The 13626-nt window shown below is 64.6% G+C and carries 15 protein-coding genes and 3 tRNA genes; 12 read left to right on the forward strand and 6 right to left on the reverse strand.

The annotated features are described in order from the left end of the window. Window positions 1–178 precede the first annotated feature (178 nt). The 5 genes from ASE30_RS26920 (at window position 179) to ASE30_RS26940 (ending at window position 1814) form a co-directional block, all read left to right on the forward strand. Window positions 179–254 (forward strand) — tRNA-Gly (locus tag ASE30_RS26920). A 295-nt stretch (window positions 255–549) separates the two neighbouring features. Then, window positions 550–625: transfer RNA gene (locus ASE30_RS26925), tRNA-Gly, on the forward strand. Between the two features lie 55 nt (window positions 626–680). Next, window positions 681–754 (forward strand) — tRNA-Cys (locus ASE30_RS26930). A gap of 118 nt (window positions 755–872) precedes the next feature. Further along, a complete protein-coding gene (locus tag ASE30_RS26935; RefSeq protein WP_082601762.1) occupies window positions 873–1211 on the forward strand; it encodes a hypothetical protein in 339 nt (112 codons plus the stop codon). A gap of 3 nt (window positions 1212–1214) precedes the next feature. Next, the gene (locus ASE30_RS26940; RefSeq protein WP_057287343.1) at window positions 1215–1814 is read left to right on the forward strand and encodes a DUF2946 family protein; all 600 of its coding nucleotides are present in this window, start codon (window positions 1215–1217) and stop codon (window positions 1812–1814) included. 48 nt (window positions 1815–1862) lie between these two features. Here ASE30_RS26940 and ASE30_RS26945 read toward each other — a convergent pair whose 3' ends face one another. Next, window positions 1863–2264 (reverse strand): DoxX family protein, encoded by a 402-nt coding sequence (locus ASE30_RS26945; protein ID WP_057287344.1) that lies wholly within the window; start codon window positions 2262–2264, stop codon window positions 1863–1865. Between the two features lie 131 nt (window positions 2265–2395). On the opposite strand from ASE30_RS26945, the gene ASE30_RS26950 reads away from it, so the two are divergent. The 5 genes from ASE30_RS26950 (at window position 2396) to ASE30_RS26970 (ending at window position 6595) form a co-directional block, all read left to right on the forward strand. Next, window positions 2396–3328, forward strand: coding sequence for a LysR family transcriptional regulator (locus ASE30_RS26950; RefSeq protein ID WP_057287345.1), 933 nt, complete (start codon window positions 2396–2398; stop codon window positions 3326–3328). A gap of 10 nt (window positions 3329–3338) precedes the next feature. Then, the gene (locus ASE30_RS26955; protein WP_057287346.1) at window positions 3339–3920 is read left to right on the forward strand and encodes an NUDIX hydrolase; all 582 of its coding nucleotides are present in this window, start codon (window positions 3339–3341) and stop codon (window positions 3918–3920) included. Then, the gene (gene aat, locus ASE30_RS26960; protein ID WP_057287347.1) at window positions 3917–4699 is read left to right on the forward strand and encodes a leucyl/phenylalanyl-tRNA--protein transferase; all 783 of its coding nucleotides are present in this window, start codon (window positions 3917–3919) and stop codon (window positions 4697–4699) included. The genes ASE30_RS26955 and aat overlap by 4 nt, the downstream gene beginning before the upstream one ends. A 41-nt stretch (window positions 4700–4740) precedes the next feature. Beyond that, entirely contained in the window at window positions 4741–5478 is a 738-nt protein-coding gene (locus ASE30_RS26965) for an arginyltransferase (protein ID WP_057287348.1), read from the forward strand. 73 nt (window positions 5479–5551) lie between these two features. Next, a complete protein-coding gene (locus ASE30_RS26970; protein ID WP_057287349.1) occupies window positions 5552–6595 on the forward strand; it encodes a quinone-dependent dihydroorotate dehydrogenase in 1044 nt (347 codons plus the stop codon). A gap of 142 nt (window positions 6596–6737) precedes the next feature. On the opposite strand, the gene phaP is transcribed toward ASE30_RS26970, so the two are convergent. Further along, window positions 6738–7316, reverse strand: coding sequence for a TIGR01841 family phasin (gene phaP / locus ASE30_RS26975; RefSeq protein WP_057287350.1), 579 nt, complete (start codon window positions 7314–7316; stop codon window positions 6738–6740). A 384-nt stretch (window positions 7317–7700) separates the two neighbouring features. Here phaP and ASE30_RS26980 point away from each other — a divergent pair, with 384 nt between their 5' ends. Further along, window positions 7701–8678 (forward strand): tripartite tricarboxylate transporter substrate binding protein BugD, encoded by a 978-nt coding sequence (locus ASE30_RS26980; protein WP_057287351.1) that lies wholly within the window; start codon window positions 7701–7703, stop codon window positions 8676–8678. A gap of 53 nt (window positions 8679–8731) precedes the next feature. On the opposite strand, the gene ASE30_RS26985 is transcribed toward ASE30_RS26980, so the two are convergent. From ASE30_RS26985 to ASE30_RS26995, 3 genes are all read right to left on the reverse strand, one after another. Continuing rightward, entirely contained in the window at window positions 8732–9595 is an 864-nt protein-coding gene (locus ASE30_RS26985; RefSeq protein WP_057287352.1) for an IclR family transcriptional regulator, read from the reverse strand. A gap of 152 nt (window positions 9596–9747) precedes the next feature. Further along, complete coding sequence (locus ASE30_RS26990; RefSeq protein WP_057287353.1) at window positions 9748–10560, reverse strand: molybdopterin-binding protein; 813 nt, start codon at window positions 10558–10560, stop codon at window positions 9748–9750. A 34-nt stretch (window positions 10561–10594) separates the two neighbouring features. Next, on the reverse strand, window positions 10595–11404 hold the full coding sequence (locus tag ASE30_RS26995; RefSeq protein WP_057287354.1) for an EI24 domain-containing protein: 810 nt from the start codon (window positions 11402–11404) through the stop codon (window positions 10595–10597). A 63-nt stretch (window positions 11405–11467) separates the two neighbouring features. Between ASE30_RS26995 and ASE30_RS27000 the strand changes: the two genes are divergently transcribed. Then, complete coding sequence (locus ASE30_RS27000; RefSeq protein ID WP_057287355.1) at window positions 11468–11851, forward strand: thioredoxin family protein; 384 nt, start codon at window positions 11468–11470, stop codon at window positions 11849–11851. 82 nt (window positions 11852–11933) lie between these two features. Here the strand turns inward: ASE30_RS27000 and ASE30_RS27005 are convergent, their stop codons facing one another. After that, complete coding sequence (locus ASE30_RS27005) at window positions 11934–13445, reverse strand: DEAD/DEAH box helicase (protein ID WP_156407795.1); 1512 nt, start codon at window positions 13443–13445, stop codon at window positions 11934–11936. Window positions 13446–13626: the final 181 nt, after the last annotated feature.

Genomic DNA, 13626 nt, shown 5'->3' on the forward strand with positions numbered 1-13626 from the left:
CGGCAAACCGTGCAAGCCCGCTTCAGCTTGTAGGCAGAAAAAATTAATGTATACTCTCGCCTCGCTGATTGGACAGCCGCCTGGATCTTATCGATACGCGCAAACAAGCTGCCCGAATGGCACGCAGCAAATGGCACGCAGCAAGGCAGTGGAAGTAATGCAGCAGCAATGCGCAAATGCGGGAGTAGCTCAGTTGGTAGAGCGCAACCTTGCCAAGGTTGAGGTCGCGAGTTCGAGACTCGTCTCCCGCTCCAGATTCCGGTCTGCGAGCTTTTTTTAAAAGCCTCGCGCGATTAAAGAAGACGGGCCCGCAGGGGCCTTTTTCTTTGTCGGCCGTGATGAATGGCACGCAGGGCTTTACGGCCAAGCACGAGGCGCGCGCAGGCAACGCGGTCGCTGTGCAAAGCTCTAAAAACCATGTACAATCGCTGTCTTTGGTGAACAGCACCTGTGAACAAAATCACGGATGACTCCATCAAAAGCGAAGTGCAAGTAGTACGAAAGCAGGCAGTACGAAAGCAGGCAGTACGAAAGCAGGCAGTACCCCAAGCGGGAGTAGCTCAGTTGGTAGAGCGCAACCTTGCCAAGGTTGAGGTCGCGAGTTCGAGACTCGTCTCCCGCTCCAAATACAAAGAGGAAGCAACGGCCCACACCGCGCTTCCTTTTTTCTTGCAAGTGCTGGCGCAATGGCAGAGTGGTCATGCAGCGGATTGCAAATCCGTGTACGTCGGTTCGATTCCGGCTTGCGCCTCCAGCATCTTTCCCCTCGCGGTTTTCCTCCGCAGTCTCCCCCAGCATCTCGTTACCCATCCCTACGCCCGGTCAGCCGGATGATTGCTATGGTGACGCCGTTTTCATTGAACGACGACTCCATGCATAACATTTCGGATTCCCTGACTGGCGCAAGCCGCCGTTCCTGTTCTTTGCTGACGCTGTCGGCCGCCGCGCTGATTTCGCTGGCGCCGCTTGCCGCCGAAGCGGGCGACAAGCACCATCACCATCGCCACAAAGGTGGCGAATACAAAGAAAAGTATTGGGATGGCGCCTGCAAGGTCGAGCGCAAATGGAAGCGCAATGGCGACTATAGCGAAAAGCGCAAATGCCGCGACGGGTATGCTTATGGCTACGCGCCGCAACCCGTGGCGGTGCCCATGATGCCGGTGGCGCCCGCCATCGTTATCACCCCCCCTACGATCGTCATCCGCCCCTGAACAATGGATCAATCGGTGAAGGACGCCCTGGCCCGCTGGCCGAATGTGCCGGCGGTGCACGGCTGGCTGTCGCTGGACCCCCGCGGCCGCTGGCGCCTGCACCCGCAAGGCCAGGCGGCCGACGGCGGACCGGGCGAGCCCATCACCAACACGCAGATCCTGGAATTCATTAACCGCAACTACGCGCATGACAAGGCGGGCCGCTGGTTTTTTCAGAACGGCCCGCAACGGGTATTCGTACGCCTGGATGCCGCGCCCTACGTGCTGCGCCTGACGGACGACAGCCGCGCCTTGATCACGCACACGAATGCGGCGGTGGAATCGGTAAGCGGATGGCGGCTGGACGACGAGGGGCAGCTCTATGCCATGACGCCGCTGGGCGTCGGCATCGTGCTGGACCGCGACCTGCCGCCGCTCTTGGAAAAGCTGAAGGCGGAAGGCGGCGCTCCCTTGCTGGATGCGATGGCGGAAGGGACGCCGGGGCAATCCGCGGCGGCCGGGTGGCCCGGCGTCTATGCGGCCGCGCCGCTGCAATCCATCGCCCGGCGGGACGTGCCTCGACACCTGGGATTCGAGCCGAATCCGTCAGCCGATTCCGCCTGAACGCTTTGACGGTATGCGCCGGACAGGCCGCCAGCATCGGCGGGCAGTTCAGCCGCGCCCGCTCTTGACCAGTGCAAACTTGCCGTCGCCCAGCAGGGCCAGGACGGCGGCGGCCACGGTCAGGAAAATCGGATATTCCCAGCCGCCGCCCGCATTGCCGAAGCCCCAGCCGTTGCCGAAGTGCACGGTCGAGGCGACAAAGAGCTGCACCACCGCAATGGCGGCCACCCAGCGGGGCACGATGCCCAGGATCAGCAGCACGCCAGCGCCGACCTCGAAGAACGTGACCGGATAGGCCAGCCAGCCGGCAAACCCGATCTTGGCGAAGAACTGCGCCGTGCCCGGCAGCGTGAAGACGAGCAGCTTGGTCAGGCCGTGGGCCAGGAACATCACACCGAGCGCCACGCGCAGCAACAGCGCGGCATAAGGCGCGGTACGGGTATCAATCATTGCAATCATCCTTGTGCGAAACGCGAATAGCCCAAAACGGGTGGATTCGTCATGGACCGTATTCTTGCGATTCCAAAAACAAAGATAAACATGCAGAATTGCAAATTATTGTTCCCCGATAGGAAACAATCTTGGATACCCACAGCGCCATGCAGACTTACGCCCGGGTCGTGGAACTGGGCTCGTTCGCGGCCGCGGCCGACAAAATGGGGCAGGCCCGTTCCGTGGTCACCCGGCAGATCGCCTATCTGGAGCAGAAATATGGCGTGCGGCTGCTGAACCGCACGACACGCAAGCTCAGCATGACGGACGCCGGCCGCGCCTTCTACGAACGCGTGCGTCCGATCCTGGCCGAGGTCGCGGATCTGGAACTGTCGCTGCAGGCCGAAGGCCAGAAGCCCAGCGGCCGGCTACGCATCAGCGCGCCCGTTTCCTTCGGCATCCTGCACCTGGGGCCGGCCATCGCCGAGTACCTGCAGCGCTATCCGGACGTGGTGATAGACCTGGACCTGAACGATCGCGTGGTGGACCTGGTGGAGGACGGCTACGATGTCGCCGTGCGGATCGGGCCGCAGCTGGATTCCTCGCTGGTGGCCCGGCCGCTGGCGCCCCAGCAACTGCTGGTTTGCGCCGCGCCGTCCTACCTGAAGCGCCACGGCGCGCCGGCCGTGCCCGAAGACCTGAAGCAGCACCGCTGCCTGCACTATGCCTATGCCAGCACGGGCAACGAATGGCATTTCGAAAAAGACGGCGTGACGCACCTGGTGCGCGTGAACGCGGCGCTGCGCGCCAATAATGGCGACGTGCTGCGCACGGCGGCGCTGGCCGGCCACGGCATCATCCTGCAGCCGGAGTTCCTGGTGGGCGACGATATCCGCGCGGGGCGCCTCACGGCGCTGCTTACCGGCTATGCCCATACGCCCATTTCCATGGTTGCCGTCTATCCCCACCGGCGCTTCCTGTCGCCCAAGGTCCGGTCTTTCGTCGAACACCTGGAAGAGCGCTTCGGCAGCCCCTCCCCGGTGGCGCCGGGCCGGCGCGCCACGACCCGCCGCAGCCGTTAGAATCGTACCCATGACCGCCAAATCGCCCATCGAATACTTCCCCGCACCGCGCCGTTCCCATTTCTGCAGCCAATGCGGCTCGCCAGTAAACCGCCGGGTGCCCGAAGGCGACAACCGCGAGCGCGACATCTGCGATCACTGTGGCGCGATCCATTACCAGAATCCGCGGCTGGTGGTCGGCACCGTGCCCGTCTGGGAGAACCGCGTGCTGCTGTGCCGCCGGGCCATCGAGCCGCGCTACAACACCTGGACCCTGCCGGCCGGTTTCATGGAGTTGGGCGAAAGCACGGCACAGGGCGCGGGCCGCGAAACGCTGGAGGAATCCGGCGCCAAGATCCAGCTTGGCGACATCTACACGATCATCGACGTGCCGCAGATCGAACAGGTGCACGTGTTCTACCTGGCCCAGGCGCTGGGCCCCGAGCTGGACCCCGGCCCCGAGAGCCTCGAAGCCCGTTACTACGACGAGTCCGAGATCCCCTGGGACGACCTGGCTTTCCGCACGGTGGCGAGCACGTTGCGCCTGTATTTCGAGGACCGCAAGCGCGGCACGTTCGGCCCTCATCACTACACCCTAGAATCGCACCGTTGAAGCTGCCCTGGCTTGCCGCCGATACCCCATTCCCTCCCGCGGAATTTGCGCTGACGGACCCCGACGGCCTGTTGGCGGCGGGCGCGGACCTGTCTCCCGCGCGGCTCATCCAGGCCTATTCGAACGGCATCTTTCCCTGGTATTCGGAAGGCGAACCCGTCCTGTGGTGGAGCCCCGATCCGCGCATGGTGCTGGCGGTCAAGGACTTCGCGCCGTCGCACTCCCTGCGCAAGCTGCTCAGGCAGATCGCCAGCCACGAACGCGATGCAGCGCCGCGCGTGCTAGTGCGCGTGGACACCGCCTTTGCGCAGGTCATGGCCGCCTGTGCCGCGCCGCGCGACGGCCAGCCCGGGACCTGGATCACGGGCGCCATGCAGGAAGCCTATCGCGCCTGGCATGAGGCCGGTTACGTCCACAGCATCGAAACCTGGATCGACGGCGAACTCGCGGGTGGGCTGTATGGGATCAGCCTGGGGCGCATGTTCTTCGGCGAGTCCATGTTCACGCGCGCGCCCAACGCGTCCAAGATCGCGCTGGCGTATCTGGTGCGCTACCTTGCCGCGCAGGGCGTGGAGTGGATCGATTGCCAGCAGCAGACGCGCCACCTGGCCAGCATGGGCGCCCGCCCCCTGCCCCGGACACGGTTTTTGCAGCACGTGCGCCAGATCACCTTGCTGCCGGGCATTGCGTGGGCGCGCGGCATGCTGGACAGCACCGGCCGCCTGCATCCGGACGCGCCTGCGCGGCCATCGGATCCCGGGTTAAGCGTTAATATGTAGCCACCCCGTCATGGGCTTGCCGCCGTCGTGCGGGATCTCCAATGAGCCAGCTCAAAGAACTCCCCTTCTCCACGCTGCAGTTCTATGCAACCGCCCCTTACCCCTGCAGCTATCTGCCGGGTCGCCAGGCCCGGTCGCAAGTCGCCGCGCCCGGCCATCTGATCAACGCCGGCACGTATTCCCAGCTTGTGGAACAGGGCTTTCGCCGCAGCGGGCTCTTCACCTACCGTCCCCATTGCGACAACTGCCACGCCTGTGTCCCCGTGCGCGTGGATACGGCGGGCTTTGCCCCCAACCGCAGCCAGCGCCGCGCCTGGCGCGATCACCGGCACCTGCAATCCTTCGTGGCGGAACTGGCCTGGTCGCCGGAACACTACCGGCTCTACACCCGTTACCAGCAGGGCCGGCACCCGGGCGGCGGCATGGACGAAGACAGCCGTACCCAATATGCGCAATTCCTGCTCACCAGCCGTGTCAACACCCGGCTGGTGGAATTTCGCGATCCCGAGGGCGTGCTGATGATGGTGTCCATCATCGACGTGCTGGACGACGGGCTGTCTTCGGTCTACACGTTCTATGACCCCGATATCGCCGACGGGCTGGGCACCTACAGCATCGTCTGGCAGATCGAGCAGTGCCGCGCGCTGAACCTGCCCTGGCTGTACCTGGGCTACTGGATCGCCGACAGCCGCAAGATGTCCTATAAGTCGAGCTTCAGGCCGGCCCAGTTCCTGGTCGACGGCGCTTGGGGCGAGCAGCCGGAACCGTCCCCCACCTGATTTTCCCAATGAATGCCCGCCCCACCTCCGGTCCGCCGCGAGGGCGGCGGAATTCGCTCTACAATTCCGCCCCATGTCTATCCTCTTCCACGCCTATCCCCTGGCCCGCCCGGCACTGTTCGCCATGGATGCGGAAACCGCTCACGAAGTGACTTTGTCGAGCCTGCAGCGCGCCTACGAGTGCGGCGCCACGCGCAAGCTCCTGCATGCGCAGCCCAAGGCGCCCTGCACGCTGATGGGGATGCAGCTAGCCAACCCGATCGGGCTGGCGGCGGGGCTGGACAAGAACGGCGCGTACATCGATGCGCTCGGCAACCTGGGTTTCGGCTTCATCGAAGTGGGCACGGTCACGCCGCGCGCGCAGCCCGGCAATCCCAAGCCGCGCATGTTCCGCCTGCCGCGCGCCAATGCGCTGATCAACCGGCTGGGTTTCAACAACCAGGGCCTGGAAGCTTTCCTGGCCAATGTGCAGCGCAGCGAATGGCGCAAGCAGGGCGGCATCCTGGGGCTGAACATCGGCAAGAATGCGGATACGCCGATCGAGCGCGCGGCGGACGACTACCTGATCGGCCTGGAAGGCGTTTATCCCCATGCCGACTACGTGACGGTGAACATCTCGTCGCCCAACACCAAGAACCTGCGGGCGCTGCAAAGCGGCGACGAACTGTCCGCGCTGCTGGGTCAACTGGCGGACAAGCGCCGGGCGCTCGAAGACCAGCACCAGCGCCGGGTGCCGATGGCGGTGAAGATCGCCCCCGACCTGACCGAGGAGCAGATCGACGCCATTGCCGACATCCTGCCGCGCCATGGCATCGACGGCGTCATCGCCACCAACACGACGCTGTCGCGCGAAGCGGTGGCGGGCCAGGCCCACGCGGAAGAAGCCGGCGGACTGTCCGGCGCCCCCGTGCACGAGTTGTCGCTGGCGGTCATCCGCCGCCTGAAACAGAAGCTGGGCGGCAGCCTGGCCATCATCGGCGTGGGCGGTGTGCTGTCGGGCCAGCAGGCCCGCGAAAAGATGGAAGCCGGCGCCGACGCGGTGCAGCTCTATACGGGCCTGATCTATCGCGGCCCCGCCCTGGTGGGCGAGTGCGTGCGAGCCGTGGCGCGCCGCTGAAAGCACCCCGCCACCGGCCAACACGGCCCCGGCGAGCGGGCAAAAAAAAGGGGCCACCCTGTGGGTGGCCCTAATTCCAGCTCTGCTCTGTCACTCAACAGTACTACATTACTGCGACTTGCGCAGCATCGCGCGCCAAAACTTAGGCGGTGCGACGGCTGCGGTTGGCAACCTTGGTGGCTGCGTCGGCGGCATCCGTAGCAGCCTTGAAGGTCGCGTTGGCGGCGGCATTCAGGTTCGATTCGGCGACTTCAGCAGCCTGCTTGGCGGCCTTGGTCATCGAATCGTAAGCGCTGGTCGCGGTGGCCAGCGAAGACTTGATCAGGGCCACGGCGCTTTCGGAGCCGGTCGGGGCGTTCTTCGAGAACTGGTCGACGGCGTCGCTCAGCTGCTGCTGGCTTTCGGCGATCTGTTCTTCGGTCAGCTTGACCAGGCTGCCTTGCACGCCGGCAACGATGTCGTACACATGCTTGGTGTAGGCCATGGCCTTTTCGGCGCCCGGCTGCAGCAGGCCCGAGGCAAATGCCGCGGCTTCCTGCGGGTCTTTAACTTCGGCAGCCAATTGCGACTTCTGGGCGACTTCGTCCAGCGTGGCCTTGACGACCTTCAGATTCAGTTCGACCAGCTTTTCAAAGCCGGCGAAAACGGCCGATTGGGCGGCCACGAAAGTATTGATGCTGGCCTTTTGACGGTCCAGGACTTGTTGCGGAATTGCGCTCATAGAATGCTCCTTCAGGGGTAGCCGGACGCTGTCCGGCAAGTGAGGATGGTTGTCTGCGACGAACTATAGAAACGTGCGCGGAAACTGGTACTACAAGCTACCGCCGGCCCGTTTGATGCACTGCACAATTCACATTCTAGACCGGGCAAAAATCTTGTCAAGCCATTTTTGTGCGGTGCAACAAGTGTTTGCACTTTTCCGGTGCACGCGCCTGCCCGGATTTGATCCTGCTCAATGATTTCCCAGGATCCGGGAAAAACCGGACATGACGCGGTATCAATTCTTTTCTACACTGCTTGCAAGCTGATGACAGACAAATACAAACCAAATATCAGCGTTTGATAACTAAATCGCAGCAAGCAAAACCCTGCAATCGGAGACTTCATGACCCTAATCCCCCGCACGCTTTCGGCCCTGCTCGCGGCCAGCGCCATGCTCGCGGCCGGCGCCGCCCACGCGGAATTTCCGGAACGCCCCATCAACATGGTGGTGCCGTTCGCCGCTGGCGGCCCGACCGACAACGTCGCCCGCTCGCTGGCGGAGGCCATGCGGCCGAGTCTGGGCCAGACGGTCGTGGTTGAAAACAAAGGCGGCGCCGGCGGCACCATCGGGACCACCCAGGTGGCGCGTTCGCAGCCGGATGGCTATTCCATCCTGCTGATGCACGCCGGCTTCTCGACGGCGCCCTCGCTCTACAAGAATCCGGGGTACGACCCCTTCAAGAGCTTCGAGCCCATCGGCCTCGTGGTCGACGTGCCGATGACCATCATCGCGCGCTCCGACTTCCCGCCCAACACCATCCAGGAACTGGCCGAGTACGTCAAAAAGAACAAGGACAAGGTTTCGCTGGCCAACGCCGGCATCGGCGCCGCCAGCCACCTGTGCGGCACGATGCTGGTCGAAGCGCTGGGCGTCCAGCTCCTGACCATCCCCTACAAGGGCACGGCGCCGGCCATGAACGATCTGCTTGGCAAGCAGGTCGACATGATGTGCGACCAGACCACCAACACCACGCAGCAGATCGAGAGCGGCAAGGTGAAGGCCTATGCCGTCACCAGCCTACAGCGCGTCCCCACGCTGCCCAAGCTGCCCACCATGGACGAATCGGGCTACAAGGGCTTCGAAGTGGGCATCTGGCACGGGATGTGGGTGCCGAAGGGCACGCCCAAGCCCGTCGTCGACAAGCTGGTCAAGAGCCTGCAGGCCGGCTTGGCCGACCCCAAGTTCCAGGAACGCATGAAGCTGCTGGGCGCTACCGTGCTGACGTCCGAGGCCAACCCGCAAGCGCTGGAGGCCAAGGTCAAGCAGCAGGTGCCGCAATGGGCCGAGCTCTTCAAGAAAGCCGGCGTGGAACAGCAGTAAGCGCCACCGCCAAGGCCAAGCCCCCGAAAGGGGGCTTTTTTCATGGGCCCGGATCAGGGCCGCAAGGCTTCCGCCGCCATGCCCAGGCCATTGAACCCCGTCGACACCGACGGTTCATAGCCCAGCGCCTCGGAAATGCTGGCCGCGGTGTCAACCAGCGCCTTGATCCAATCGTCCTGCAGGCGTTCCGCCGGCGCCGAAATGGACAGGCCGGCCACCAGCTTGCCCGTGTCGTCGAATATGCCGGCCGCGATGCAGCGCACGCCGAGTTCGAGCTCTTCGTTGTCGCGCGCGTATCCGTGGCGGCGCACCAGCGCCAGCTCGCGTTCCAGGCGGTCCAGGTCGGTCAGGCTGTTGCGCGTATGGCCAGCCAGCCCCGTGCGCAGCGCATAGGCGCGAACCTGGCGCGTATCGCCGGTGGAAAGGAACAGCTTGCCCGTGGAGGTCAGGTGCAGAGGCGCCCGGCCGCCGATGGCCCGCACCACCTGCATGCCCGAACGCTCGCTCCAGGCGCGGTCGATGTAGACGATCTCATCGCCCTGCTGCACCGACAGATTGATGGTCTGCCCCGTGAGCTTGTGCAGCGAACGCATGGCGGGAATGGCCGCCTCGCGCACGTTCAGCCGCCCCTTCACCAGCGACCCCAGTTCCAGCAGCCGCATGCCCAGCTGGTACAGGCCGTTGTCGACGCGTTCGACATAGCGGCCCACGACCAGATCGTTAAGGATGCGGTGCGCGGTGGACGCGTGCAGGCCGGTCGTCGCGGACAATTCCTTCAGCGTCACGGGATCGGGTTGCGCGGCCAGGGCGTCCAGCAGCCGCATGGCGCGCTCGATGACCTGGATGGCGATGGGATGGGCGGGAGCGCCTTCGGTCTCGGCGTCCAGGGGATTGCGGGGGGTCGGAAGACGGGGCATAGGAAAAATAGGCTGGCGCCGCGCCGCAAAAAAGACTCTTGCGGCAATGCAGCAAACGATTCTTTCCCGTATTGTGAAATTTACCGGCGCGTTTGGCAACCGGTATTTGAATGCCGGGTGTCACCCCGCCGCCAGTTCCCGGCGAGAATGAATCAGGCCGCCGGCGGCACCAGCTTGCCGCCCAGCCGTAACACCTCTGCCCGCAAAAACTCCAGGGCCTCGGCCGTTACCTCGGGTTCACCCTTCACGCCCAGTTCGATGTGGGGGGTGCCGCCCGCCTCTCCGACGCTGGGCAGGCTGAAGGCGCGCACGCCGGGCCAGCGCGTTTCCACGCTGATCATCGCCGGGGTGATCCTCGATTCGGGCATGCTGAAAACCAGAAAGGAATGCTCGACGTGGGCGCGCACATGCTGCAACGCACGATAACGGGTGTCGAGGGTCCATTCCAGCATTGGCCACGCCATGACGGGAAAGCCGGGCACGAAGGTGTGGTCCTGGATGAAGAATCCCGGAATCCGGTTGTAGGGATTCGGGACGATCTCGCAGCCTTGCGGAAACATGCCCATCTGCAGGCGCTGCTGGTTCTCGGGCGCGCTCATGTCGGCCGTGCCCTGCCCCTTGGCGGCCATTTCCTGGGTGCGCAGCGCAATCGCCTGCTCGGCCTCGGGGTGCAGCGCCAGCGGCAGGCCCAGGGCGGCGGCCGCGGCTTGCCGGGTGTGGTCGTCCGGCGTCCCGCCAATGCCGCCGCAGGAAAACACGACGTCTCCGGTGGCGAAGCTGCGCTTGTAGGCCGCCACCAGCCTGTCGCGCTCGTCGGGCAGGAATTCGGCCCAGCTCAGGTGCATGCCCCGCGAACCCAGCAGTTCGACGATCTTGGAAAAATGCTTGTCCTGACGGCGGCCCGAGAGGATTTCATCCCCCACGATGATGAGGCCAATGCGGCGGGCGGCGGATTCTGCGGCCATGTCCGATTCCAAAGGGTAAGAAGGGAGGCGACGGTCAGACGTCGATGACGCGGTCCTGGCGCAAGCGTTTGAGCGCTTCCAGGCCGTAATGCGCGTAGACCAGCGCCGAGAACACCGGCAGGATAATCCACGCGGGCGGCAACAGGTTCAGTAGCGAACAGATCAGGCCGATGCTCCAGAAGCCGCCGTTGTTCCGTTCCAGGATGAGTTTGCGTTCCGAAGGGCTGGCGTGTTCCACGATTGCGTCCACCCGCATCATCCGCGAGAACGCGAACGCCCACCAGAATATCGACAGCACAATGGCCATGGGCGGCACCAGCCATAGCGGCAGCGTCAGCACCCAGCCGACGGCGAAGGCGAGGGACACCCACACGGCATTCCACACGCTGACCGCGGTCGAGAACTTGCCGCGGCGGCCCACCGTGGCGTATTCGCGCTGGCCCACATGGCGCAGCACCAGCGGCATGACGAAGACGGCGGCGATCGCCAGCCCAAGAATGCCGGACACCGGCAACAAGATGGCGGCGGCGATAACCGGGATGAAGTAGATCTTGAGCGAGAACAGTCCCACCGCGACCAGCCAGTCATCGACACGGTTCACGAAGTCCCAGTTCGAGGCCTCGGTGCGCAACCAATCGGTCAGCGGGGTCCAGAAGAGCCACAGCAGCAGGAAGGCGCCGATCAGCGCGATCAGAAAAGGCAACAGCACCGCGAACAGCATGGTCGGGTGGCATTGGGACACCAGCGCGCGCTTGAACGCCTGCCCCACGCTGACCGCGCCGGTGGCGGCGCCGGGCAGGCGGCCGTTCTCGGGCGGGGGGGAATCGGTGCGCAAGACGGTCATGGCGGGCAAAATAAGGGGTGGACAACCCGGGTATGATAGTCAAACACGCCCTGATCCGCTCACATGTCCCTACTTGTACCCGGCACCGACCTCGCCGCCCTGCGCGCGCGGCTGGACTCATCGCCCAACACCTGGCTGATCGCCTGTTTTTGCGCCGCATGGTGCGACACCTGCGAAGAATACAAGCCCAAGCTGCAGGTCCTGGCCGACGCGCTGCCGCAGCACGTCTTCGCCTGGATCGACATCGAAGACCACGCTGAATTGCTTGGCGACGTAGACGTCGAGAACTTCCCCACGCTGCTGGTGCAGATCGGCGGCCGCGTGGTGTTTTATGGCCCCATGCTGCCGCATATCGGCCACCTGGAACGCCTGCTCGAGAGCTTGGGCGAGGACAGCGCCGCGGTCGCCACCGCCCTGCCCGACCTGCCTAAAATGCTTGCTGCCTGACGCAGCCCCGGCACGAAGCCCGCATAAAAAAAACCCGCAAAGTCTTCCGGCCTTGCGGGTTTTTTGGTGAGCCGCCGCGGGTTCAGGGCTTGCGGCTGCCGCCCAGCAGGACGGCGACCTGGCGCTTGGGCGCCGAAGCCGAACCGCCGTTGTTCTTGGGCGCCTGGTCTTCGGCCTGCGACGACGAGGCCGAGGGCTCGTAGGGCTTCAGGAAGAAGTCATCCACGGGCTGGCGCGAGCCGCCCGAAGCGTAGCCGGAACGGCGGTCCGAAGAACGGCCGCGGTCGCCACGGCTTTCGCGGCCGCCATCGCGGCCTTCGCGGCCTTCCCGGCCCTCTCGGCTACCGTCGCGGCCCTCGCGCGGCGAGGATCCGCCGTCGCTGCGGCGATGGCTGCGCGCGATCAGATCGGCCGGCACGTCGAGCGTACCGCGCGGCACTTCGCGCTTGATCAGTTTTTCGATGTCGAGCAGAAAGCGCTCTTCGTCGGCGGTGAACAGGGCGATGGCTTCACCCGAGGCGCCCGCGCGGCCCGTCCGGCCGATGCGGTGAACGTAGTCTTCGGCGTTGTACGGCAGGTCGTAGTTGATGACGCAAGGCACGCCGGCCACGTCCAGGCCGCGCGCGGCCACGTCGGTGGCGACCAGGACTTCGAGATCGCCGGCCTTGAAGGCCTCGAGCGCCTTCATGCGGTCGGCCTGCGTCTTGTCGCCGTGGATCGATTCGGCTTTCACGCCGTCGCGTTCCAGTTCGCGCGCAAGGCGCGCCGTGCCGATCTTGGTGTTGGAGAACACGATGACCTGGTTCAGGCCGCGCGACTTCACCAGATGCACGACGGCAGCGCGCTTCGCGTCGCTGGGCATCTTGTAGGCAATCTGGGTGATCGTGGTGGCGGTGGCGTTGCGCGCCGCGACTTCGATTTCGACGGGATTGTTCAGGTACGAACGGCCGAGCTTGCGGATTTCGTTGCTGAAGGTGGCGGAGAACAGCAGACCCTGGCGCTGCGCGGGCAGGAGGCGAATGATGCGCTCCAGATCGGGCAGGAAACCCATGTCGAGCATGCGGTCCGCTTCGTCGAGCACCAGGATGCCGACCTGGCTGAGGTTCACGTTCTTTTGTTCGACGTGATCCAGCAGACGGCCCGGCGTCGCCACCAAGACCTCGCATCCGCGGCGCAGCGCCTCTTTCTGAGGACCGATATCCACGCCCCCGAACACCACGGCTGATCGCAGCGGGGTCTGCTTGCTGTAGCGCTTGACGCTTTCGTAGACCTGATCCGCCAGTTCACGCGTGGGCGTGAGGATCAGCGCGCGCACCGGGTGCCGGGCGGGCGATGCGCTGGTGTTGGCCAGCGGCATGAGGCGGTGCAGGATGGGTAGTGTGAAGGCGGCCGTCTTGCCGGTGCCGGTCTGCGCGGCGCCCATGACGTCGCGCCCATCCACCACGACGGGGATGGCTTGCGCCTGAATGGGCGTCGGAATGGTGTAGCCGGTTTCGGCGATGGACTGCAACAGCAGGGGATGCAGCCCGAAATCGGCGAACGTCGGCGCGGGCGCGTCAGCGGTGGGTGCTACGGATTGAATGGATTCAGTCATCAGGGTTTGGCAGATACCGGGACCAGTGAAAAAGAACAAAACGAGAGTGCTACATGCACTGCACTACATATGCATCGGGCAACCCAAATACGCGTGATCGCATCGCGACCGCACGCGGATCGCCGCGAACCGCCAGCGGCTTCGCGGACACTCCACGCCCTGCCTAGCAGGCCAGTCGGCG

Source organism: Achromobacter sp. Root83 (assembly GCF_001428845.1).
GTDB lineage: Bacteria > Pseudomonadota > Gammaproteobacteria > Burkholderiales > Burkholderiaceae_B > Achromobacter.